This window comes from Polaromonas sp. YR568 (assembly GCF_943372955.1).
Lineage (GTDB): Bacteria > Pseudomonadota > Gammaproteobacteria > Burkholderiales > Burkholderiaceae_C > Polaromonas.
The window spans coordinates 477,386-500,534 of sequence record NZ_CALSAL010000002.1 but is presented as its reverse complement, the minus strand read 5'-3'; the positions used below and the strand labels follow the sequence as shown (position 1 = coordinate 500,534).

26 protein-coding genes are annotated in these 23,149 nt (G+C 62.9%); 18 read left to right on the top strand and 8 right to left on the bottom strand.

The genetic code is table 11. The features are described from left to right. The first annotated feature begins 22 nt into the window (after positions 1–22). From AAG793_RS08290 to AAG793_RS08260, 7 genes are all read left to right on the top strand, one after another. Entirely contained in the window at positions 23–523 is a 501-nt protein-coding gene (locus AAG793_RS08290) for a DUF2244 domain-containing protein (RefSeq protein ID WP_341906599.1), read from the top strand. A gap of 123 nt (positions 524–646) precedes the next feature. Next, entirely contained in the window at positions 647–1,849 is a 1,203-nt protein-coding gene (coxB, locus tag AAG793_RS08285) for a cytochrome c oxidase subunit II (protein ID WP_341906597.1), read from the top strand. A gap of 131 nt (positions 1,850–1,980) precedes the next feature. Beyond that, complete coding sequence (gene ctaD, locus AAG793_RS08280) at positions 1,981–3,615, top strand: cytochrome c oxidase subunit I (RefSeq protein ID WP_341906595.1); 1,635 nt, start codon at positions 1,981–1,983, stop codon at positions 3,613–3,615. Positions 3,616–3,650: 35 nt separating this feature from the next. After that, a complete protein-coding gene (locus AAG793_RS08275) occupies positions 3,651–3,761 on the top strand; it encodes a cytochrome oxidase small assembly protein (RefSeq protein ID WP_341906593.1) in 111 nt (36 codons plus the stop codon). 48 nt (positions 3,762–3,809) lie between these two features. Beyond that, positions 3,810–4,415: a cytochrome c oxidase assembly protein gene (locus AAG793_RS08270; protein WP_341906591.1), complete on the top strand. Its 606-nt coding sequence runs from the start codon at positions 3,810–3,812 to the stop codon at positions 4,413–4,415. Continuing rightward, positions 4,412–4,624, top strand: a complete 213-nt coding sequence (locus AAG793_RS08265) for a DUF2970 domain-containing protein (RefSeq protein WP_341906589.1) — start codon at positions 4,412–4,414, stop codon at positions 4,622–4,624. The genes AAG793_RS08270 and AAG793_RS08265 overlap by 4 nt, the downstream gene beginning before the upstream one ends. An 84-nt stretch (positions 4,625–4,708) precedes the next feature. Further along, entirely contained in the window at positions 4,709–5,590 is an 882-nt protein-coding gene (locus tag AAG793_RS08260; RefSeq protein ID WP_341906587.1) for a cytochrome c oxidase subunit 3, read from the top strand. A 79-nt stretch (positions 5,591–5,669) separates the two neighbouring features. On the opposite strand, the gene AAG793_RS08255 is transcribed toward AAG793_RS08260, so the two are convergent. Then, positions 5,670–5,891: a twin transmembrane helix small protein gene (locus AAG793_RS08255; RefSeq protein ID WP_341906585.1), complete on the bottom strand. Its 222-nt coding sequence runs from the start codon at positions 5,889–5,891 to the stop codon at positions 5,670–5,672. 18 nt (positions 5,892–5,909) lie between these two features. Between AAG793_RS08255 and AAG793_RS08250 the strand changes: the two genes are divergently transcribed. The 5 genes from AAG793_RS08250 (at position 5,910) to AAG793_RS08230 (ending at position 10,314) form a co-directional block, all read left to right on the top strand. Beyond that, a complete protein-coding gene (locus AAG793_RS08250; protein WP_341906583.1) occupies positions 5,910–6,662 on the top strand; it encodes an SURF1 family protein in 753 nt (250 codons plus the stop codon). Positions 6,663–6,742: 80 nt separating this feature from the next. Next, positions 6,743–7,375, top strand: a complete 633-nt coding sequence (locus tag AAG793_RS08245; protein ID WP_341906581.1) for a hypothetical protein — start codon at positions 6,743–6,745, stop codon at positions 7,373–7,375. Between the two features lie 216 nt (positions 7,376–7,591). After that, a complete protein-coding gene (locus AAG793_RS08240; RefSeq protein ID WP_341906579.1) occupies positions 7,592–8,761 on the top strand; it encodes a COX15/CtaA family protein in 1,170 nt (389 codons plus the stop codon). 9 nt (positions 8,762–8,770) lie between these two features. Continuing rightward, positions 8,771–9,688, top strand: coding sequence for a heme o synthase (gene cyoE, locus AAG793_RS08235; RefSeq protein WP_341906577.1), 918 nt, complete (start codon positions 8,771–8,773; stop codon positions 9,686–9,688). A gap of 74 nt (positions 9,689–9,762) precedes the next feature. Further along, positions 9,763–10,314, top strand: coding sequence for an SCO family protein (locus AAG793_RS08230; RefSeq protein ID WP_341907668.1), 552 nt, complete (start codon positions 9,763–9,765; stop codon positions 10,312–10,314). Positions 10,315–10,406: 92 nt separating this feature from the next. Here the strand turns inward: AAG793_RS08230 and rpoH are convergent, their stop codons facing one another. The 7 genes from rpoH to ftsY form a co-directional block, all read right to left on the bottom strand. Continuing rightward, positions 10,407–11,375 (bottom strand): RNA polymerase sigma factor RpoH, encoded by a 969-nt coding sequence (gene rpoH, locus AAG793_RS08225; protein WP_341906575.1) that lies wholly within the window; start codon positions 11,373–11,375, stop codon positions 10,407–10,409. Between the two features lie 188 nt (positions 11,376–11,563). Next, positions 11,564–12,547, bottom strand: coding sequence for a D-2-hydroxyacid dehydrogenase family protein (locus tag AAG793_RS08220; protein ID WP_341906573.1), 984 nt, complete (start codon positions 12,545–12,547; stop codon positions 11,564–11,566). 17 nt (positions 12,548–12,564) lie between these two features. After that, entirely contained in the window at positions 12,565–13,941 is a 1,377-nt protein-coding gene (locus tag AAG793_RS08215; protein ID WP_341906570.1) for an MmgE/PrpD family protein, read from the bottom strand. Between the two features lie 175 nt (positions 13,942–14,116). Next, positions 14,117–15,088: a tripartite tricarboxylate transporter substrate binding protein gene (locus AAG793_RS08210; RefSeq protein WP_341906568.1), complete on the bottom strand. Its 972-nt coding sequence runs from the start codon at positions 15,086–15,088 to the stop codon at positions 14,117–14,119. Between the two features lie 92 nt (positions 15,089–15,180). Further along, complete coding sequence (locus AAG793_RS08205; RefSeq protein WP_341906566.1) at positions 15,181–15,966, bottom strand: GntR family transcriptional regulator; 786 nt, start codon at positions 15,964–15,966, stop codon at positions 15,181–15,183. Between the two features lie 147 nt (positions 15,967–16,113). Next, positions 16,114–16,458, bottom strand: a complete 345-nt coding sequence (locus AAG793_RS08200; protein ID WP_341906563.1) for a hypothetical protein — start codon at positions 16,456–16,458, stop codon at positions 16,114–16,116. Between the two features lie 100 nt (positions 16,459–16,558). Next, complete coding sequence (ftsY, locus tag AAG793_RS08195; protein ID WP_341906561.1) at positions 16,559–17,710, bottom strand: signal recognition particle-docking protein FtsY; 1,152 nt, start codon at positions 17,708–17,710, stop codon at positions 16,559–16,561. A 220-nt stretch (positions 17,711–17,930) separates the two neighbouring features. Between ftsY and AAG793_RS08190 the strand changes: the two genes are divergently transcribed. The 6 genes from AAG793_RS08190 to AAG793_RS08165 all read left to right on the top strand — a co-directional run bounded on the left by AAG793_RS08190 (position 17,931) and on the right by AAG793_RS08165 (position 23,108). After that, on the top strand, positions 17,931–19,340 hold the full coding sequence (locus tag AAG793_RS08190; protein ID WP_341906558.1) for a pitrilysin family protein: 1,410 nt from the start codon (positions 17,931–17,933) through the stop codon (positions 19,338–19,340). An 82-nt stretch (positions 19,341–19,422) separates the two neighbouring features. Next, positions 19,423–20,805 carry a pitrilysin family protein gene (locus AAG793_RS08185; protein ID WP_341906556.1) on the top strand — a complete coding sequence of 461 codons (1,383 nt, stop codon included), beginning with the start codon at positions 19,423–19,425 and terminating at the stop codon, positions 20,803–20,805. A 168-nt stretch (positions 20,806–20,973) separates the two neighbouring features. Beyond that, positions 20,974–21,570, top strand: coding sequence for a hypothetical protein (locus tag AAG793_RS08180; RefSeq protein ID WP_341906554.1), 597 nt, complete (start codon positions 20,974–20,976; stop codon positions 21,568–21,570). Positions 21,571–21,616: 46 nt separating this feature from the next. Beyond that, positions 21,617–22,267 (top strand): 16S rRNA (guanine(966)-N(2))-methyltransferase RsmD, encoded by a 651-nt coding sequence (rsmD, locus tag AAG793_RS08175; protein ID WP_341906552.1) that lies wholly within the window; start codon positions 21,617–21,619, stop codon positions 22,265–22,267. Positions 22,268–22,348: 81 nt separating this feature from the next. Then, entirely contained in the window at positions 22,349–22,837 is a 489-nt protein-coding gene (gene coaD, locus AAG793_RS08170; RefSeq protein WP_341906550.1) for a pantetheine-phosphate adenylyltransferase, read from the top strand. A gap of 1 nt (position 22,838) precedes the next feature. Then, positions 22,839–23,108, top strand: coding sequence for a YfhL family 4Fe-4S dicluster ferredoxin (locus tag AAG793_RS08165; protein ID WP_341906548.1), 270 nt, complete (start codon positions 22,839–22,841; stop codon positions 23,106–23,108). Positions 23,109–23,149 lie beyond the last annotated feature (41 nt).

Here is a 23,149-nt window from a genome sequence, read left to right as displayed (position 1 = left end):
TGCTTTTTTTGAGGGTTGCCACATGCTGCAGCCGCCACCCACGTTCCGTTTCGCCACACCGCCCGTGCAGGGTGGGCCCGGCCATGATGCCGTGCTCTGGCTTCTCAAGCGTCACTGTTCACTCAGGCCTGCCCAGTTGGGCTGGTTGTACGTTTCGCTGTGCGTGGTGTCCCTGGGGATTGCGGGTTTCTTCTGGGTGCAGGGCGCGCGCATGGTCATGCCGTTTGCGTGGCTGGAACTGCTGGTGGTGGGTGCTGCCTTCCTGATCTACGCCCGGCATGCCAGCGACGGGGAAAGAATTGTTCTTGAAGGTGGCCGACTGGTCGTGGAGCTCGAAACAGCGGGCCGGACGCAGCGCGCGGAGTTCAACCGCCAGTGGGTGCGGGTAGAGCCCCAGGACAGCGACGGATCGCTGATTGAGGTGTCCGGGCAAGGGCAGTCGGTGAAAGTGGGGCGGCATGTGCGCCCTGAACTGCGACCTGCGCTGGCGCGCGAGATCCGTTTGGCCTTGCGCGGCTGTTGATGCCGGCGTTGAAAGCGTCGAGTAAGTTCCTGGCGCCGCGAGTGCTCACCGGGTAACTTTATAATCAGCAGGTTGAATTGGTTGGTAATTAAAGCAAATACAGAAGCGGATTGAGTGATCACGATGAACGTAAGCAACACCATGGGCAAACTGACACGGCTTGGCATCGCGCATGCGGGCACCATTCTGGTATCGGCGGCGGCCTGGACAAGCACGGCTGCCCATGCCGTCAACGACCTGCCGGGCGGTCCAGCCGTCAACCAGCTCAACCTTCACCCGGCCGTGACCAAAATCGCCGGCGAGCAGCAGTGGCTGCACTGGTTCATGATGGCCATCTGCCTGGCCATCTTCGTTGCCGTTTTTGCGGTGATGTTCTATTCCATCGTCAAGCATCGCAAGTCTGTCGGCCACAAAGCGGCCAACTTCCACGAGTCCACGGCGGTGGAAATCGCCTGGACGGTGGTTCCCTTCATCATCGTGATCGCGATGGCACTGCCGGCCACCAAGGTGCTGGTGGCCCAGAAAGACACGACCAGTGCCGACCTGACCATCAAGGCCACTGGCATCCAGTGGAAGTGGGGCTATGACTACATCAAGGGTGAGGGCGAGGGCATCGGTTTCGTCTCGACGCTCGATAACACCCACCGCGAGATGTCCAATGCGGGCGGCCCCAAGCCCGGCAGCGAGCCTGACAACTACCTGCTCAAAGTGGACAACCCGCTGGTCGTGCCGGTGGACAAGAAAATTCGCATCATCACCACCGCTAACGACGTGATCCACGCCTTCGCGGTGCCGGCTTTCGGCATCAAGCAGGATGCTATTCCCGGCTTCGTGCGCGACACCTGGTTCCGTGCAGAAAAAATCGGCGACTACTATGGCCAGTGCCAGGAACTGTGCGGCAAGGAACACGCTTACATGCCCATTCACGTGAAGGTGGTTTCGGCTGCAGACTACACCGCCTGGGTGGCTGCCAAGGCCAAGGAAGCCGCAGCGCTGGCTGATGATCCCTCCAAGGTCTGGACGCTGGCCGACCTGAAAGCCCGCGGTGAAAAGGTCTACGCAGCCAATTGCGCCGCCTGCCACCAGGCCAGCGGCAAGGGTGCCGGCCCGATCAAGGCGCTTGATGGTTCTGCCATCGTTCTCGACGCAGACCACAAGAAGCAGATTGCCATCATGCTCAACGGCGCAGCCGGCGGTGCCATGCCTGCTTGGAAGTCGCTGAGCGACACCGACCTCGCTGCCGTTATCAGTTACACCAAGAACAACTGGTCGAACCAGACAGGGCAGGTGGTGCAGCCAGCCGAATTGCAGGCAGCCCGCAAATAACAACGAGTAGACGTCGTACCGCACGCCCGCAGGGTGCGGCGGCGTCTGAATAATTGACAGCGTATGCGCCCCGCCGAGACGGTTGGCGCCGATGACAAAGTTACCGGTAAAAGCTACCAAAGGAAGCCAAGATGAGTGCAGTTCTCGATCACCACGATCATGCGCATGATGACCATGATCACCACGCCCCCACGGGCTGGCGTCGCTGGGTGTTTGCGACCAACCACAAGGACATCGGAACGCTGTACCTGCTGTTCAGCTTCTTCATGTTGATGTTCGGTGGCGTGCTGGCTCTCGGTATCCGCGCGGAACTATTCCAGCCTGGCTTGCAGCTGGTGAACCCCGAGTTGTTCAACCAGCTCACCACCATGCACGGCCTGATCATGGTGTTCGGCGCCATCATGCCGGCCTTTGTGGGCTTTGCGAACTGGATGATCCCGCTGCAGATCGGCGCGGCCGACATGGCCTTTGCCCGCATGAACAACTTCAGCTTCTGGCTGATGATCCCTGCGGGCCTGATGCTCGCCGGTTCCTTCTTCATGCCCGGTGGCGCACCAGCAGCAGGCTGGACGCTGTACGCGCCGCTGACGTTGCAGATGGGTCCGTCGATGGATGCCGGTATTTTTGCGATGCACATCCTGGGCGCTTCGTCCATCATGGGCTCGATCAACATCATCGTCACCATTCTCAACATGCGCGCCCCCGGCATGACGCTGATGAAGATGCCGATGTTCTGCTGGACCTGGCTGATCACCGCCTACCTGCTGATCGCCGTGATGCCTGTGCTGGCCGGCGCCATCACCATGACGCTGACAGACCGCCACTTTGGTACCAGCTTCTTCAACCCCGCTGGCGGCGGTGACCCGGTGATGTACCAGCACATCTTCTGGTTCTTCGGCCACCCCGAGGTGTACATCATGATCCTGCCGGCCTTCGGCATCATCAGCCAGATCATTCCGGCTTTTTCGCGCAAGCGCCTGTTCGGCTATGCCTCCATGGTGTACGCGACCGGCTCCATCGCCATTCTGAGCTTCGTTGTGTGGGCGCACCACATGTTCACCACCGGCATGCCGGTCACGGGCCAGCTGTTCTTCATGTACTCGACCATGCTGATCGCGGTGCCGACCGGTGTGAAGGTGTTCAACTGGATTGCGACCATGTGGAAGGGCTCGATGACCTTCGAGACGCCCATGCTGTTTGCCGTCGGCTTCATCTTTGTGTTCACCATTGGCGGCTTGACGGGTGTGATCCTGTCTGTTGCACCGATTGACACCCAGCTGCAGGACACCTACTACGTGGTGGCGCACTTTCACTACGTGCTGGTGGCCGGCTCGCTTTACGCACTGTTTGCCGGTTACTACTACTGGTCGCCCAAGTGGACGGGCGTGATGTACAACGAAACCCGCGGCAAGATCCACTTCTGGTGGTCGCTGATTTCTTTCAACGTCACCTTCTTCCCGATGCACTTCCTGGGTCTCGCCGGCATGCCGCGTCGCTACGCAGACTACCCGATGCAGTTCGCTGACTTCAACGCGATTGCCAGCGTGGGTGCGTTCTTCTTCGGCTTTGCACAGCTCTACTTCTTCCTGTTCATCGTGCTGCCCACCATGCGCGGCCAGGGCGTTCCTGCCAAGCAGAACCCGTGGGTGGATGAAGGCGGCAAGGGTGCCGAAGGTCTTGAGTGGGAAGTGCCATCGCCTGCACCGTTCCACACTTATGAGACGCCCCCACGCCTGGATGCCACGGCAACCCGCGTGATTGGCTGATGCGTTCCGGAACCGATCCAGAACGGACACAGGTCATGCCAACCGAACAGAAGAAGACCAACCTGCGGTTGGCCTTGATCCTCGCCTCTGTGGCGCTGGTGTTCTTCGCGGGTTTCATGGCCAAGATGATTTTCCTGGGGCGCTGAGGCGTCCCGTGAGAATCAGTTCCAGTCATTCCACACGGTAACCCCCTGATGCGGCTCAAGCGAGAAAATTTCCAGATGCTGGGCAAGCTGAGCGTGATCGTGCTCGGCATGTTCCTGTTCGGTTATGCGCTGGTGCCGATCTACAAGGCCATCTGCGAGATGACCGGCATCAACATCCTCGCCCTGGGCGACAGGCAGATTCCCGGCGCGACGCCGACCCTGCCCGCCAACACGCAGGTGGACCGCAGTCGCACCATCACGGTCGAGTTCGATGCAAACGCACGCGGGCCGTGGCACTTCAAGCCAGCGCAGGCGTCGGTGCAGGTCCATCCGGGCGAGTTGACCACCGTGATGTACGAGTTCCAGAATATCCAGAACCGGACCATGTCGGCGCAGGCCATTCCCAGTTATGCGCCCTCCCAGGCGGGTGCCCATTTCAGCAAGCTGGAATGCTTCTGCTTCAGCCAGTACACGCTGGCACCCGGTGAGAAGAAACAATGGCCGGTGGCATTTGTGATCGATCCGCGTTTGTCCAAGGACGTCAGCACGATCACCTTGTCCTACACGTTCTTTGAAGTGGGTGGGAAGACCCCACCAGCGCCCGGCGCAGAGAGCGCGGCCGTGGCCCCTGCTGGAAAGCCCGCAGGCGTATGAGCAAGCCCGCTGAAGCTGTGGGTGAGAATTCTTTCTGGCGCACCGCCAAGGCGGTGGCCTGGTCTTTTGTCGGGCTACGCTCGCGCGGAGCCTATGAAGAAGATGTGAAGCGCCTGAGTCCGCTGCACATCATTCTGGCGGGCCTCATTGGTGTATTTGTTTTTGTAGCAGCCTTGATGCTGCTGGTGAACTGGGTCGTGGTCCGCTGAAATATCGGCGAGCTGCGTGGGGCGCAGCCCTGCGGTTCAGATGTAAGAGTTATCGGAAATCAGAGAGAAAACAGGAGTCGAGCAATGTCGTCAGCATCCCACGGGGCCACCCCCCACTACTTCATACCCGGTCCATCGCGCCACCCGGTGATGGCATCGATCGGCCTGTTCTTCGTCATTCTCGGTGCCAGCCAGTGGATCAATGGTGCTGGCTGGGGAGCATGGTCTGTGGCCTTTGGCATGGCCTGGTGGCTCGGCACCTTGTTCCAGTGGTTCCGCGACTCCATCGCTGAAAGCGAAGGCGGCATGTACGGCCGCAAGATTGACCTCTCATTCCGCTGGAGCATGAGCTGGTTCATTTTCTCCGAGGTGATGTTCTTCGGCGCCTTCTTCACGGCCTTGTGGTGGGCACGCTCCCACTCGGTGCCTGAGCTGGGCAATCTAGAAAACGCGCTGCTGTGGCCTGATTTTCGGGCCGTGTGGCCGAGTTCTGCTGCCGGCATGACGGCGTCACCCGCTGACATCATTGAGCCCTTCACCACGATGGGCCCGTTCTGGCTGCCGACCATCAACACCGCCTTGCTGTTGACCTCTGGCGTCACGCTGACGATTGCCCACCACGCGCTGCGCGAGAACCACCGCGGCCGCACTATCGCCTTCATGTGGCTGACCGTGCTGTTGGGCGTGGTGTTCTTGGTGGTGCAGGGTTACGAGTATTTCCACGCGTATTCAGCGCTCAACCTGAAGCTCACCTCCGGCGTGTACGGCTCCACCTTCTACATGCTCACCGGTTTCCACGGTTTCCATGTGTTCGTGGGCATGTTGATGCTGCTGTTCATCACGTTGCGCCTGCAGAAGGGCCACTTCACCGCAGAGAAGCACTTCGGTTTTGAAGGTGCCGCATGGTACTGGCACTTCGTGGACGTGGTGTGGCTGGGCCTCTACGTCCTCGTGTACTGGATGTAATTGATTTATCGGGGCGGCGGTTGCCGCCTGAATCAAAGGCCGCTGATGCGGCCTTTGTCATTTATCCAGCTTTTATCTTTTATTTGCCAGCAGGAATTCCGCTGGGTTGGATGTATCCGAGTTTCCAGGCCACCAGAATGCAGATGAATAGCACTATTGAAAAACCAACGCGAAACGCCAGCGCGCGCGCCATGTTGCTGGTTTTTTGCTTGCCGTCTGTGCCGTCCCGCAGCATGAAGAAAAGTGCGGAAGCCAGGCTGGCCAGAATGGCGAGAAACGCCAGTGCAACAAGGTAAGTCATGACCCGGATTATCAACCGATGATGCGCAAGCTGCACTCGCCACGGTTCTGGGTGGTCACTCTCGCCGCGGTGCTGGTGGCTGGCGTGACCTTCTCGCTCGGACAGTGGCAATTGCGCCGTGCCGCGCAGAAGGAAAGCCTTCAGGCGAGTATCGAATCGCAGCGGCAGCGCGCACCCCTTGATGTGGCGAGTCTGCTGCCTGCGGCCAGCAGTCCTGATGTCATTCATCGTCCGGCGGTGCTGCGCGGCAGCTGGCGCGCCGATCAGACGATTTATCTGGACAACCGGCCCATGGCGGGAAAGACCGGCTTTGTGGTGGTCACGCCGCTGATGCTGGAGGGCACGAATCAGGCGATTCTGGTGCAGCGAGGCTGGGTGTTGCGTGACTTCACCGACCGCGCGCGTCTGCCCGCTGTGGAAACACCCTCGGGTGTGGTCAGTGTCGAAGGCCGGATTGCCCCACCGCCTTCCAAGCTTTACGAGTTCTCGGGCGCCAGTGGTGGCCGCATCCGTCAAAATCTGGACTTGTCAGCGTTCAGGCTGGAAACTGGTTTGCCCTTGCTGGAAGTGTCCATGCTGCAAACCGGCGCAGCCAGCGAAGGCCTGCTTCGCCAATGGGCGGCGCCGGACTATGGTGTGGAAAAACATTACGGTTACGCCTTCCAGTGGTTTGGCCTGTGCGCGCTGGTGCTGGTGCTCTACGCGTGGTTCCAGTGGATAGCTCCTTTTCGATCTTCAACACGTGGCCCTGGCCGCGACACGCTACCGTGACAAACAACACCTCTGACCCCCATCCCCACGGCGCCGCAACGACCCTGCAGGACCAGCCTCTGGGCCTTACTGTGCATGCCATGCCAGTGCTTGACCAGTCCAGCACGCGTGCGCCGGGCACCGTCGCTGGCCGCTGGAAGATGCTGGGCGTGCTGCTGGTGTGTGCGGCGCCTGTGCTCGCGTCTTACTTCACTTATTACGTCATTCGCCCGGAAGGTCGGCGTAATTTTGGTGAGCTGATTGATCCGCAGCGCACGCTGCCGGCGATGACCACGCAGTCGCTGGAAGGCCAGTCGGGCGATCTGCGGGAGCTCAAGGACCAGTGGCTGCTCATCACGGTTGCCAGTGGCGAGTGCGATGCGCGCTGCGAGCAGAACCTCTACTTTCAGCGGCAGCTGCGCGAATCGCTTGGTAAGGAAAAAGAACGTCTGGACCGCGTGTGGCTGGTGCCCGATGCAGCGCCCGTCAAGGACGCACTCAAGCCTGCGCTGACGGGTGCGGCCGTGTTGCGTGTGCCTGCTGGTGAGTTGTCGAAGTGGCTGGAGCCTGCGGCAGGCCAGCGCCTTCAAGACCATCTGTATGTGGTCGATCCGATCGGCAACTGGATGATGCGCTTCCCGGCCAACATGGATGCGCCCTCGGCAGCCAAGGCCAAGCGCGATCTGGAGCGGCTGCTGCGGGCGTCGAACAGCTGGGACAAGGAAGGCCGTTGATGGAGCCCCCACGGTCGCTCACTTCGTGTAGCTCCCTGGACGTGCCCACGCCAGAGGCATTGGCCCTTCCTCCCGTCCAAGCCTGCGCAGGCAGGCTTGGAGCCGCAGTCGTCAGCCCCTCGGGGGCGCTCCGCCTGCGGTCTGGCGGAGCCAGTCCCGCGGCTCATGCTGGCCTGAAATTCTGGTGCGCGTTGCCATGAGCGGTTGGTTCTCACCATGAGTTCACAAGACCTTTACGACCTGAGCCCTGCCTTGCGCCTGATGCTCATGGGTGTGGTGATTGCACTGGGGCCTCTTGCGTGGGTATGGGTGCGAAGCCCGAATGCGTCTTTACGGCAGCGGCTGCGTGTGCTGACGCTGGTCACGCTGTTCATCACCTTTGATCTGGTGCTGTTTGGTGCCTTCACTCGGCTGACAGATTCCGGCCTTGGTTGCCCGGACTGGCCGGGCTGCTACGGCAGTGCCAGCCCGGTGGGTGCGCGGGAGGAAATCGATGCTGCGCAGAGTGCCATGCCGACCGGCCCTGTCACGCATTCGAAAGCGTGGATTGAGATGATCCACCGCTACATGGCTACTGGGGTGGGCGTGCTGATCCTCACATTGGCTGTGCTCAGCTGGCTGGAGTACCGGCGCAGCCGGGCCACGCAACGCACCGGACAAGCCATCGAGCAGGTGCAGCCGTGGCTGCCCACGGCGACGCTGGTCTGGGTTTGCGTGCAGGGCGCGTTTGGCGCGTTGACGGTGACGATGAAGCTGTTTCCCGCCATCGTGACGATGCATCTGCTCGGCGGGCTGGTGTTGCTGGCCTTGCTGCGGGCGCAGTCGGTGCGTTATGCGCGAATCGCCGGGCAGCTGATGGGCGGCGTGATTGGCCCCCGCACGCGGTGGCTGTTGCTCTTTGCGTTTGCCCTGCTGTGGGTGCAGGTCGCGCTGGGTGGCTGGGTCAGCACCAACTACGCCGTACTTGCCTGTACGGAGTTTCCCGGCTGCCAGAAGTCGTTCTGGCCCGAGATGAATTTCCGCGAAGGCTTCACCATCTGGCGTGAACTGGGGGCAGGGCGTGACGGCGCCAACATCAGTTTTGCAGCGCTGACCGCCATTCACTATGTGCACCGTTTGGGCGCCTATCTGGTGTTTGTGGTGTTCATGGCGCTGGCCTGGTGTCTGCATCGCGACGCGGTGCACCGCACGGCTGCGCGCTGGCTGGTCGGGCTCACCTTGCTGCAGGTGCTCACCGGCGTCAGTAACGTCGTGCTGGGTTGGCCGCTGCTGGCGGCGGTGTCGCACACCGGTGGCGCGGCGGGTCTGGTGGTGGTGTTGTCGGGACTTGTCTTTTCGCAGAACTGGCGGGGCGCCTTGGGCGATGCGTCAAAATCAGGGGCTTAGCCCATCGCCATGAATTCCACACCTCCTTCCGTTGCCGTGGCACCCCCGGCCCACGTGCCCTCGCGCTTTGCGCAGTACTACGCGCTGACCAAGCCGCGTGTGGTGCAACTCATCGTGTTCTGTGCCCTGATCGGCATGGTGCTGGCTGTGCCGGGCGTGCCGACCTGGCCAGATGTACGGCTGGCCCTGATCGCCTGCGCTGGCATCTGGCTGGTGGCAGGCGCTGCCGCCGCCTTCAACTGCATCGTCGAGCAGCAGATCGACTCGCGCATGCGGCGCACCGCGTGGCGCCCCACGGCCAAAGGTGAGTTGAGCAACTGGCTCACCTTCACTTTCTCGGCGGTGTTGTGCGCGCTGGGGTCGTGGATTCTCTACGCGTGGGTCAACCCCCTGACGATGTGGTTGACCTTTGCCACCTTCATTGGCTACGCCATCATCTACACCGTGATCCTCAAGCCGATGACGCCGCAGAACATCGTGATCGGCGGTGCATCAGGTGCCATGCCGCCAGTGCTGGGCTGGGCCGCGATGACGGGCACTGTCGGCCCCGAGGCGCTGATTCTTTTCCTCATCATCTTCCTCTGGACACCGCCGCACTTCTGGGCGCTGGCGCTGTACCGCGTGGAGGACTACCGCAAATCGGGCCTGCCCATGCTGCCGGTGACGCACGGCAACGAGTTCACGCGCCTGCAGATCCTGCTGTACACGTTGGTGCTGTTCCCAGCCTGCCTGATGCCCTTCATCTTTCACATGAGCGGCTGGCTGTATCTGGTGGCAGCGGTCGGCTTGAGCATTGGTTTTTGCTGGTACGGCTGGCGCCTGTGGCGCAATTACTCTGATGCACTGGCGCGCAAGACCTTCCGCTTTTCACTGATTCATCTGTCGGCACTGTTTGCCGCATTGCTGCTGGACCACTATCTCGTATGAATATTCCACCTGTATCCATCGCGCCGGGTCGCCGGGCTGTCCTGCGAATTGCCGTGGGGGCCGCTGCAGCGGCCATGGTGGCTCTGGCCGGTTGCTCGCCTGACAAGCCGCAGTTCAAAAGCATCGACCTCACGGGCGCAGACTACGCCAAGGGCTTCTCCCTGACCGACCAGCACGGTAATGTGCGTACGCTGGGCGACTTCGACGGCAAGGTGGTAGTGGTGTTCTTTGGCTTCACGCAGTGCCCCGACGTCTGCCCGACCTCCATGACCGAACTGGTGCAGATCAAGCAGATGCTGGGCGCTGACGGCGACAAGCTGCAGGCGGTTTTCATCACGGTGGACCCGGAGCGCGACACGGCCGAACTGCTCAAGCCGTACATGGCCAATTTCGACCCGGGCTTCATCGCACTGCGTCCGACTGCGGAGCAACTGGCCCAGGTCGCCAAGGACTTCAAGGTTTACTACAAGAAGGTCGAAGGCAAAACGCCCGGCAGCTACACCATGGACCATTCGGCCGGCAGCTATGTGTTCGACACCCAGGGGCGTATACGCCTGTACAGCCGCTACGGTACTGGTGCCGAGCCGTTGGCGTCAGACATCAAACTGCTGCTCAAGAACAGCTGACCGCTTTGGCGCTGGCGCAGCGTCGTTTCAGCAGACATGAAAAAGGCCCGCACCCTTTCGGGTGCAGGCCTTTTGTCCATGTGGCTGGCAGGTCAGGCGTAAGCGGCCAGGACCTTCTTCATTTTCTTCATCGCCGCCACTTCAATCTGGCGAATCCTTTCGGCGCTGACCTTGTACTCGGCCGCCAGATCATGCAGCGTCATGCCGCCTGAGCCGTCGTCGTTCACTTTCAGCCAGCGCTCTTCGACGATGCGGCGCGCGCGCGGGTCCAGTTCATCCAGCGCGGCGGTGATGCCGTCGCTGGCCAGGCTGTCCCGCTGGCGCGATTCCATCAGCGCGGTCGGCTCCTGCGTGGCATCGGCCAGGTAGGCAATCGGGCCAAAGGCGTCCTCGCCGTCGTCGCCCGGGCTCGGGTCCAGCAGGACGTCGCCACCCGACATGCGCTGCTCCATCTCGATGACTTCCTCGCGCTTGACGTTCAGCGTCTTCGCCATGTCATCGATCTGGCCCTCGGTCAGCGTGTCGCGGTGGGTCGCGGCGTCGGCGTCATCCTTGTAACCCTGTTTCATCGAGCGCAGGTTGAAGAACAGCTTGCGCTGGGCTTTGGTGGTGGCCACCTTGACCATGCGCCAGTTCTTCAGGATGTACTCATGGATCTCGGCCTTGATCCAGTGCATGGCGTAACTGACCAGACGCACATTCTGGTCCGGGTCAAAGCGCTTCACCGCCTTCATCAGGCCAATGTTGCCTTCCTGGATCAGGTCACCATGCGGCAGGCCGTAGCCCAGGTATTTGCGCGAAATCGACACCACCAGCCGCAAGTGAGAGAGCACTAACTTCCCGGCAGCATCCAGATCGTTGTTTTCCTTGAGGTTTTTGGCGTATTCCTGCTCCTGCTCCAGAGTGAGCATGGGCAGCCGGTTCACAGCAGAAATGTAGGCGTCGAGGTTGCCCAGAGGGGGAACCAGCGACCAGGGGTTCACAGCGGCCACAGCACCGCCTCCGGCAACCGGCGCGGCGACGGCGGGCGTCAGCAACTTGGGCGAGAGGGCATAAGACATGGACGAACTCCTTTACTAAGGCTAAATATTAGCACTCCCTTGGAGAGAGTGCTAACCAACAGGTTCAATCAACCGGATAGCACAAGGCTAATCAGTGGAAACCCTAGTGTTTGAGGTGTTCTGCCGGATTTAGTTCTCGGCCGAGGTGTCGGCTGGGTAAAGCCTGCTCGCGGAAGCAATTGGGTGGTTCAGGCTATCACTGGCCTGACCAGCGGCTTGCCGTCCAGCCAGGCCTCCAGGCATTCCGTCACCCCGGTGGCAAAGCGCTGAAACACCGGCTCTGTGACAAATCCAAGATGCGGCGTGAGCAGCACGTTGGGCAGGCTGCGCAGGGGGTCGTTGGCGGGCAGGGGCTCCACATCGAACACGTCGAGTGCGGCAAAGCCTGGCTGGCCTTTTTCTAGCGCCTGTACCAGTGCTTTGCCGTCCACCAGCGCCGAGCGGGAGGTGTTGACCAGCAGGCTGTCGGACCGCATCAGGGCCAGCTTGTCGGCGTTGAGCAGGTGGTGTGTGGGCGGCGTGGGCACCAAGTGCAGGCTGACCACTTTGGAGGTGGCCAGCAGTTCATCCAGCGCCACAGCAGTCGCGCCCTTCTCAGCGGCGCGCTCGGGTGTCATGCGGGGGCTCCAGGTGACGACCTTCATGCCCAACGCCTGGCCCACCCGGGCCACACGCCCGCCGATTTCCCCAAGGCCGATCAGGCCCAGCGTTTGTCCATGCAGCACGCCGGCCAGCGGCTCCGGCGCTTCTGGCCGCCACTGGCCACGGCGCAGCAGCGCGGTTTGCTGCTCCAGCTGGCGTGTGGCCGAAAGGATGAGCGCCCAGGTGATCTCGCAGGTGCTGTCCTTGCTCGGGCCCCATTCGGTGTGGCTCACCGGAATGCCACGGGCGGCCACGGCGGCGAGGTCCAGCGTGGTGTTACGCGTGCCGGTGAACACCAGATAGCGCAGCTTGGGCAACTGCTCCAACAGCGCCGCGTCGAACGGCGTGCGGTCGCGCACCAGCAACACGGCATCGGCGTCTTTCAGTGCATCCACCAGCGCCGCGCCCTGCAGCGGCTGGTGGTGAACTGTCACGTCGGCCTTGCTGTCGATGGTGCGCCAGTCCCCCAGGCGGCGCAAGGCTTGCTCACCGTCGCCCACCACCACGATGCGAGGGCGGGTAGTGCTCAAGGCCAAACTCGCCACGATCACGCCTTGGGTACTGCGAGCGCAACGATGGACGACACATTGGCCGCCTGGCCAACAGCCCAGCAGGCCTTGATCAGGTCGCTGGTTTGTGACGCGCCCAGCACCGGGTCTGAAAGGCCGTGGAATTTGGATTCGAGGTTGGCGTCGGTCATCGGGTTCTGCAGCGAGCCGATGGCGTGCTCGACAAACACATGCACGCGGCGGCCGTCGGTCAGCACCGCAGTAACGTCGGCGCTGGCTTCATCGATGGAGTCGTCCACAGTGGCCACCACCTTGCGGCGCAGGGCCACCATGTCGGGGCGGTTGACGATGTCGTCTGAAAACTCTTCTTCCGCAGCGTAACCAAAGGTCAGGCCCGCAGCGCAGCCGTGGTACACGCTGAACTTGGCCTGCAGGCCATCAGCGGGTTCCTTCTTGCCGGTCAGTTCCAGCACCAGCGAATGTACTTTCAGCTCAATGCGCTCGACCTGCTCTGGCGTCACGCCCTGGGCACGGAGCTGGGCGCAGGCGTCGATGCTGGGGTGGATCACGATGCCGCAGGCAAAGGGCTTGTAGCTGTTGAAGGAAATCTCGAAGCGCTGGCCCAGCTCATGGGTGATCTCGTTCCAGTCGTTCTTGGTCGAAACGGTCTGCATCATGCCGCGCGGCGCTTCCAGCGCCTTGGGGCTGGCAGTGAAGCCTTTGCTGGCCAGCAGGGCCGACATCAGGCCAGCGCGTGCGGCACCACCCGGGTGGAAGGGCTTGGTCATGGTGCCGAACTGTTCGCGCATGCCCACCGGCTGCGAGGCCGCAATGCCCAGAGCCATGGCGGTCTGGTCCACATCGAGCTTGAGCAGGCGTGCGCAGGCGGCGGCTGCACCCAGCGTGCCGGTGGAGCCGGTGATGTGCCAGCCGCGGTCGTAGTGCTCGGGGTACATGGCGTTGCCGACACGGCAGGCCACGTCGATGCCGATGACGATGGCGTCGATCACGTCGCGGCCGGATGCGCCGGTGTGCTCGGCCATGGCCAGCACAGCGGAGGCGACAGGGCCTGCCGGGTGAATGATGGTTTTGAGGTGGGTATCGTCAAAGTCAAAGGTGTGCGAGGTGATGCCGTTGACCAGCGCAGCGCTGGCCATGTCGACCTTTTCCTTGCGGCCGAGCACGCTGGCCTGTGCGGCGGGTTGCAGCATGTGGACGGCGGCGAGTGCAGCGTCAGCCGCTTCATGCTGTGCGGCGCCAACGGCGCAGCCCAGCCAGTTCATGAAGGTGCGGTGTGCCTCGTGGTCCACCGCATCGCTCCAGCCGCGCGAAGGGTGCGTGGCCACGAACTGGGCGAGGATGCGGGTGACGGCAGGGGCGTTGTGGTCGGCAGCGACCTGGGTATTGCGGGCCATGGTGTTGAAGTGTGTTCTGGCAAACAGGATTGCCGTGGGTTGAAAAATTCAGGAGAAGTCGGGGAGGGTGAAAAAGCTCAGGCCTCAAGCCTCAAGCGGCGCTGCGAACAGCCAGCCGCCCGGGCCAACACCGCCGGATGATTCCGGCAGTGCGTGGTCGCACAGCAATCAACGATCAGCTGTCGAGCTGGATGTTGCGGTCCTTGGCAATCTTGGTCCAGCGGGCGATGTCGGTTTTCATGAACGCCGCAAACTGCTCGGGCGTCATCACCATCGGCTCGATGGCCTCAATGGACAGCTTCTCGCGCATGTCCGGGGCCTTCAGCACCACGGCCAGCGTGTCGTTGAGTTGTTTGACCACCGGCGCAGGCATGCCAGCCGGGCCGACCACGCCGTACCACTGCTGTGCATCAAAGCCCTTGTAGCCCGACTCGTCGAGCGTGGGCAGATCCTTGAACTGCGGATGGCGCACGGTGCCGGTTACAGCCAGCGGGCGAACACGGCCCGAGCGGATGTGCGGAATGGCAGCCGCCAGACCAGGGAACATGGCCTGCGTCTGGTTGCCGATCAGGTCGGTGAAGGCGGGCGCCACACCGCGGTAAGGGATGTGCACCATGAACGAATTGACCTGCTGCTTGAACAGTTCCATCGTCAGGTGCGTGAGCGAGCCGGCGCCGGCCGAGCCGTAGCTCACCTTGCCCGGGTTCTTCTTGAGGTACTCGACGAATTCCTTGACGTTGGTCACCGGCACCGAACTGTTGACCACCAGCACGTTGGGCGTGGCGCCAATCATGCCGATGGGGGTGAAGTCCTTGATCGGGTCATAGGGCAGCTTGCGCGTGGCCGGGCTGGTGCCGTGGGTGGCGACGTAGCCCTGCAGCAGTGTGTAGCCGTCGGCCGGTGCGCGCATGGTGGCCTGGCAGGCAATCACGCCGCCGCCGCCGCCCTGGTTGTCAACGATGAAGCTCTGCTTGAGCAGCGCGCCCCAGCGTTCCGTCACGGTACGGCCAACCATGTCGCTGCCGCCGCCAGCAGCCACTGGCACGATGTAGCGGATGGGCTTGTTCGGGAAGCTGCTCTGAGCCAGCGCAAGCTGGGGTGCGCAGATCAGGGCGGGGGCGGCTTGAAGCAGGGTGCGTCTTTTCATGGGTGTCTCCGTTGTAGTGAGAAGGTAGTGAACTGAAGGAAAGCTGAGGGGAAAGCTGAGGGGAAGGTAACTGCAGTGGTGTTGGTGCCCGTTCAGGCGGTGGCGTCCGCCTGCTCTCTGGCGGGCTTGGGGAAAGGGTTCGCTGGCGTGGCTGGCGATGCTGTCGGTGTGGGTGCCGGTGCGGGTGCATGGCGCAGCCGCTGATAGGCGTCATCCACATGCCGTGCCAGCAGCGATTCGCAGCGTGCACTGTCGGCCTCGCGCACCGCTTGGGCGATGTCCCGGTGCTCGGCAATCGATGCCCGCATGCCGATGTCCTGAGACAGGTTTTTCAGACGCGACAGATGCAGCTTCTGCACGATGCCGCGGTAGCTTTCCGACAGCTGCCGGTTGCCGGCTGATTCGACGATCACCCAGTGAAAGCGCAGGTTCTCGGCGTAGTACCGCTGCACATCGTGCGCATCGGCGGCTTCGAGCATCGCCTGAATCGACTGATCGAGCAACGCCAGGAGTTCGTGGCGTTTGTCGGTGGGCAATTGCGCTGCGCAGCGACCGGCAAAGCCATCCAGCAGCCCGCGCATCTGGTACAGGTCGCGAATCTCGTCGCTGCCCAGTTCGCGCACGAACACACCCGAGTGCTTGCGCGACACCACCAGACCTGAGCTTTCGAGTTCACGCAAGGCCTCGCGCACCGGCACTCGGGAAACCTGCAGGCGGCTCGCCACATCGGGCTCATTGATGCGCTGGCCGGGGGCCAGCACGCCCTTGAGGATCAGCGCGAGCATGTCGTCCCGAACCAGCTTGGCCAACGAGGTGTCGCGTACGTCGCTGAAGCGGTCGGCGGACGATTCGGTGAGCCAGGGGAGCAGGAAGGCCATTTTGATATTCTTTATTTCGTATACGAAAATGGAATGATACCAAGCAAGACCTGCATCGGGATGACGCAATCAGATCGAAAAATCAGGGATTACCCGCAATCGACGGGTGTTATGAGGGCAGCCACTGGGCGAGAGGGGTGGTCGGTATCAGGCGCGCGGCCGAGGGTCGTCGCCCTCGGCTGCGTGGGGCTGGCCATCCAGCTGCCGGGCTGGCTCCTGCACTTCACGGGCTTCCACATCCACCACTTCGCTGCGAGCAGCGGTGTCCGCAGTGGGGCGTGCGCCGGGCCACATGCCTTGCGGGGAGTAGCGCTGAAATTTCCCGAACACCACAGCGGGTGCCGGTTTGCGGCCGGTGATGAGCGCCTTGAGCAGGCTCAGCGCCACCACAAACAGCGCAGCCAACAACAGGCTGACCGCAAAAATGGCAGCGAACACGCCCAGAACGAGTTTGAAGACAAAGCGCAGAAGCGACTGGATGAAGCTGGGCAAGAAGGCGTCCTTGAAAATGGGCAATTGGTGGCTGGGCGCGCGGTTTCAAGTCATGGGCTGGACGTTGGTGTGATGATCCTGCACACCACAGGTCCACGCATCAGGCCAGCAGCGCCTGGGCAAACTCGCGTGCGTTGAAGGTTTCCAGATCTTCCAGCTTCTCGCCGACACCAATAAAGTACACCGGCACCGGCCGCAGCTGCGGCTGGGCCAGCGCCCGCTCGCGCGCCCACAGGGCAATCGCCGCCAGCACGCCGCCCTTGGCGGTACCGTCCAGCTTGGTCACGATGAGGCCTGTCAGATGCAGCGCGTCGTCAAAGGCCTTGACCTGCGCCAGCGCGTTCTGGCCGGTGTTGCCGTCGATGACCAGCAGCACCTCGTGCGGCGGAATGGCGTCGTCGGGGCTGGCATCCGGCAGCGGGGTGGGGATGTTGGCGGGACCGGTTTTGGCAATCACCCGCTTCATCTTGCGCAGCTCTTCCATCAGGTGCAGCTGTGTGGGCAGGCGCCCGGCGGTATCGACCAGCACCACGTCCTTGCCGCGCGCCTTGCCGGCGGTCACTGCGTCAAAGCTCACTGCGGCCGGGTCGCCGCCTTCCTGGCTGACGATCTCGACCATGTTGCGATCGGCCCAGACACCAAGTTGCTCGCGCGCCGCAGCGCGGAAGGTGTCGGCAGCCGCCAGCAGCACGGTGGCGCCTTCACCCGCCAGGTGGCTGGTGAGCTTGCCGATGGAGGTGGTTTTACCAGCGCCGTTGACCCCCGTCACCATGATTACCGTCGGCTGATAGCGGCCAATCACCAGTGGCTGCTCCAGCGGTTTGAGCAGCAGCGCAATCGCATCGACTAGCGCGTTCTTTACCGCCACCGGGTGCGTCATGCCGCCTTCGCGCACGCGGCGCTTCACATCGGCCAGCAGGTGCTCGGTGGCCCGCACGCCGGTGTCGGCCATCAGCAGCGCGGTTTCGAGGTCTTCATACAGGGCATCGTCAATCAGGTTGCCTGTGAAAACCGTCGAGATGCTGGCGCCGGTCTTGCGCAAACCCGCCTGTAGCTTGCTCAGCCAGCTGGCGCGCTCAGGGGTAAGGCTGCTGGCAGACAAATCAATCGGTGTGACGAGTGCACTGCCGATCAGGCTCTGGCCGGACGCGGGCGCCAAGGGTGCTGCGGCAGATACCGCATCAGGCACCGCAGGGGCGTTCGGCGTGGGCGGAGCAGCGGGGGGAGATTTTTTCTTGAAAAAACTGAACATTCGTTATGCTTTTGGAGTCACTCCGGGTGGACTGCAAGCGCCATTTCGCGCAATCCCACACCCGACGCTCCATCTCCATTCTATGAAACCTGCCTTTTCCGGCCATTCCCTCCAGTCCGCATCGCCTTCTTCATTTCACGGTGTTGGTCATCTGCCAGTCTCCCCGGAACCCCCAGCGAGCTCCGGGCGCACCAACCGCCCCGACGCACGACACTGGGTGATGGCCTCGCTGGCGGCCTTGCTGCTGGCCTGCGTGGGCACTTCAGTACTGGCCCAGACGGCGCCCGTCAGCCAGTTCACCCTGGCCAATGGCATGACTGTCATCGTAAAGCCGGACCGCCGCGCCCCGACGGCCGTGCACATGCTGTGGCTGCGGGTCGGCTCCATGGATGAGGTCGACGGCACCTCGGGTGTGGCGCACGTCGTGGAACACATGCTGTTCAAGGGCACGCCCAGCGTGAAGGCCGGCGAGTTCTCCCGCCGCGTGGCGGCGCTGGGCGGGCGCGACAACGCTTTCACGAGCCGCGATGCCACTGGCTATCACCAGCAGATTCCAGCCGGCAAGCTTGAGGAGGTGATGCGTCTGGAGGCTGACCGCTTTGCCAACAACCAGTGGCCTGACGACGAATTCAGGCGCGAGATCGAGGTCGTCAAGGAAGAGCGTCGCCTGCGCACCGAAGATTCCCCGCGTGCACTGATGTACGAAACGGCCAACGCCGTGACGTTCATGGCTTCACCCTATCGCCGACCCATCGTCGGCTGGATGAGCGACCTCGACGCCATGACGCCTGCCGATGTGCGCGAGTTCTATCGCCGCTGGTATGTGCCGGCCAATGCCGCGGTGGTGGTGGCGGGCGATGTGGATGTGGCGCAGGTGAAAGCGCTGGCCGAGAAGTATTACGGCGCGATCGCTGCGCGGCCTGTGCCGGTCCGCAAACCCCGGGTCGAGCCTGAACAGGCCGGGATCCGGCGCATTGACTTCAAGGCACCCGCCAGCCAGGCGTATGTGAGCATGGCGTTCAAGATACCTTCGTTGCAGCCGACTGATCTGGCGGACAGTGCAGCCAGCTCACCCACTGCGGCGGCCAGCAGCGACGCGCTCGCGCTGACGGTACTCGCCGCCGTGCTGGACGGCTACGGCGGCGCCCGGCTGGATCGCGTGCTGGTTCAGGGCGTGGGCGGCACCCGCGTGGCAGACAGTGCGGGCGCCTACAGCGGCCTGTTGGGTCGTGGCCCACAGCTGTTCGTGCTCGACGGCGTACCGGCGGAAGGCAAAACCACCGCGCAGGTGGCCGATGCCTTGCGGCAGCAGGTGGCGCGCATTGCAGGTGAGGGGGTGAGCGAGGCAGAACTCAACCGCGTCAAGACGCAATGGGTGGCCAGCGAAACCTACAAGCTCGACTCGGTGTTCAACCAGGCCCGCGAGCTGGGCTCCAACTGGGTGCAGGGCCTGCCGCTCGACGGCAGCGCGCGGGTCATGGCGGCGCTTCGCCGCGTGACCGCCGCGCAGGTGCAGGCGGTGGCAGCCCGGTATTTTGGCGACGATCAGCTGACGGTGGCCACGCTGGTGCCTCAGCCGGCAGCGCAGGGCCGCAAGCCGCGCCAGCCGACAACGCCGATTCGCCATTGACAGGGACGCACCGCACATGATCTGCCTGAACGTCCCTTTCGCCTTGCACTTCCGTATCCATCCGATGAAAGCGCCTGTCCGCATGTCCTTGATGAATCTGTTGCCGCGTCTGTGCGCGCCATTGACTGCCATTTCCCGAGGCACCATTGCCTCGGCCTTGATTGCCGGTGCTGCGCTGCCCCTGCATGCCGCCATACCGATCCAGCAGTGGACACAGCCCGGCGGCGCCCAGGTGTTTCTGGTCGAGAGCCCTGCGATTGCCATGCTTGATGTGCAGATCGACTTCGACGCCGGCAGCCGGCGCGATCCGCCTGCGCAGGCCGGTCTGGCCAGCGTGATGGCTTCCATGCTGGACAAAGGCGTGCGCGCACAGCCCGGCGAAAGTGCGATGGACGAAAACGCACTCAGCGAAGCGTGGGCCGATCTGGGTGCGCAGTTCGGCGCTGGTGCCTCGTCGGATCGCCTGGGCTTTTCGCTGCGCTCGCTGACCGAGCCGGACCTGCTATCGAAAGCCGTGGCGCTGGCCGCACGGGTGATGGCCGAGCCGGCATTCCCGGATGCCGTATGGCAGCGTGAGCGCCAGCGACTAGAGGCGTCCCTCAAGGAGTCGGCCACCCGGCCCGCCACCCTTGTGGGGCGGGCTTACGCCAAGGCTTTGTACGGCAGCCACCCTTATGGCTTTCAGATGACCGAAGACACCCTTCGCCGCATCAGCGTCAGCGACATGCAGACCCTGCACCGCTCGGCCGTGGTGGCCTGTCGGGCTCGCATCAGCATGGTGGGGGCGGTGACGCGTGTGCAGGCGGACCGCATTGCCACACAGTTGCTGGCCCGCTTGCCGCAGCAGCCGTGTGCCAGCCTGCCGCCACTGGCGGTGGTGCCCGAGGTCGCACCGCTCACGCAAGCGGTAGAGCAGCGCATCGCGTTTGATTCGGCGCAGGCGCATGTGCTGATGGGCCAGCCCGGCATCAGGCGCGCTGACCCGGACTATTTCCCGCTGATTGTGGGCAACTACATCCTGGGTGGCGGGGGATTTGTGTCGCGCCTTTCGACGGAAGTGCGTGAGAAACGCGGCCTGACATATGGCGTGTCCAGCTACTTCTCACCGGGCCTGCATGCCGGTGGCTTCACCGTCAGCCTGCAGACCCGCCCGGACCAGGCACGTCAGGCGGTGTCTCTCGTGCGACAGGTGGTGAGCGACTTTGTCACGAACGGACCGACCGAGGCCGAGCTGAAAGCGGCCAAGGACAACCTCATTGGCGGCTTCGCCTTGCGACTCGACAGCAACCGCAAACTGCTCGACAACGTGGTCGGTATCGCCTGGAACGGCCTGCCACTGGACTATCTGGACACCTGGACACAGCGCGTGGACAGTCTCACGGTGGCAGACATCAAGGCTGCGTTTGCGCGAAAGCTCCAGCCCGAGCGTATGGTCACCGTGGTTCTGGGCGACGCCGCGCCCTGATGTGGCATCCCAACAACCGGATTGTCAGGGGAGGGGAAACTCCGTAATATTTGCTTACGGGCCTCACCACTTTTTGCACCTCTGATGTTGAGCCCTTCTTGACGAAGGTGCGTGGGCTGTTTTGCTTCCGGTTCCACCGGCGCTGAAAACAGTCCGGTCAGGGGGCGCATGTTCGTACTCAAAAATATTTTTTCCACCAGCAAGGCGGCCAAGCCTCGTAACACAGGCCCTGAAACGGCGCCGGTGAAGATGAACCTCGAAGAGCGCATGGCGTTTCGCCGTGAACTGCTGTTCGAAGCGATCAAGACCACGATGCAGGCGCACGGTGTCCTGTCGTCCGGTTACAAGACCAAGGTGGTCCGCAACGACAAGCGAGGTCACCAGTACTCGGTGATGATGGATTTGTCGACCGACTTTCTTCATAACGAGGAAGGGCGGCCTGAAAAACTGCTGGCCCTCGGGTCAGCGATCGCAAAAAACGCCGAGGAACGCTACGGGCTCAGGGTGGTCGGCGTGTACTGGCAGGTCAACGAAGACATCAAGGGCTTTGATGTTGTTCCTCGCGAAGCTACCAGCCCCAGCAGCCCCACACCACTGGCGGCCACCCCGCAAACGGCCCGGCAGCGGTACGAACGCGCGTCTGCTGAAGAACTCGCCGCATTTGAGGCGGCCTGGCAAAAGGGCCATGACATGCAGATTGGCGACCGCATCTATTCGTCAGACCTGGCCCCTCTGGGTGACGACTCTGCGGGCCGCAAGCGGTAATCACTGAAGGCAGCCGAGGGGCGCGGGCGGTTAAGCTCTGGGCCTGATGAAAACACGTCCCCAGCCCCCTGCCGGAGCGCCGGCCAAACCCGCCCGCCGTGTCGCCGGTGCGTCCGCCCAGTTGCCGCATGAAGTCCGCATCATTGGCGGTCAATGGAAGCGCACCAAGCTGCGCGTTTCCGACAAGCCGGGGCTGCGCCCGACGCCCGGCCGCGTGCGTGAAACCCTGTTCAACTGGTTGGGCCAGGACCTGACCGGCTGGCGCTGCATGGATGTGTTCGCTGGCACTGGCGCCTTGGGTCTGGAGGCCGCGTCACGGGGTGCTGCCGATGTGCTGCTGTGCGAGCAGGACGCCGCGCTGGTCGCGCAGCTCAAGGCGGTGCAGACGCGTCTGGGTGCAACCACGGTTCGCGTGGAGCGCGGTGATGGCCTTGCCGTGTTGCGGCGGGTCGCGCCCGGCAGTCTGGAGCTGGTTTTTCTTGATCCTCCTTTTGAGTCCCCTCATTTCGAGTCGGCGCTCAAGGCGGCCGCGCAGGCGATGGCCCCTCATGGGTTGGTGTATCTGGAGGCGCCCAAGGCCTGGGGGCCTGACGAGCTCGCGCCGCTGGGTCTGCAGGTGCATCGCAGCGGCAAGGCCGGCGCGGTGCATTTCCACCTGCTGATTCGTTCGACCACGGGGCTTGCTGCACCGGCCTGACTGCTGGCGTCCCCGCTCATGATGAGGTGATGGCTTGCAGGGCAAGGTCTGTCGCGCGCACCAGGGGGCATAATTCTGCCCATGGCCAGCCCGCGCATCGCTGTTTATTCAGGCACCTTTGACCCGTTCACGCTGGGTCACGAGGACGTGGTGCGGCGCGCCGCGCGGCTTTTCGATGCGGTGGTGGTTGCGGTGGCAGCGGCCCATCACAAAAAGACCTTGTTTTCACTGGATGCGCGTGTTGTGCAGGTGCAGACCTGTACCAGCGACCTGCCCAGCGTGACGGTGTTGCCATTCGATGGTCTCATCATGGATTTTTGTGTGGCGCAAGGCGCTTGCGCCGTGGTGCGCGGCATTCGCAACCTCAACGACTTTGACTACGAAGCGCAGATGGCGGCCATGAACCGCAAGCTCCAGCCAAGCGTGGAGACGGTATTCGTTTTGCCCGACGCGCCTGTCCAGTGCATCAGCAGCACCCTCGTGCGCGAGATCAGCAAGCTGGGCGGCGATGTGACGCAGATGGTCAGGCCCGCAGTGGCGCAGGCGCTGGCCGCAGCGCGGGGAGGCTGACATGGCCTTGATGATCACCGACGAGTGCATCAACTGCGACGTCTGCGAACCTGAATGCCCGAATGAGGCCATCTACCTCGGCCCTGAGATTTACGAAATCGACCCGAAAAAATGCACCGAGTGTGTGGGACATTTCGACGAGCCGCAGTGCGTGCAGGTCTGCCCGGTGGCGTGCATTCCGGTGAATCCGCAGCATGTGGAAACCCGCGAAACGCTTTGGGAAAAGTACCAGCGCCTGACGACGGTCGTTCCCATCGTGACAGCGCGTTAGTCGCCTGTTGGCGCGGTTGTCGCCTTTTAACCGCCCGCGCG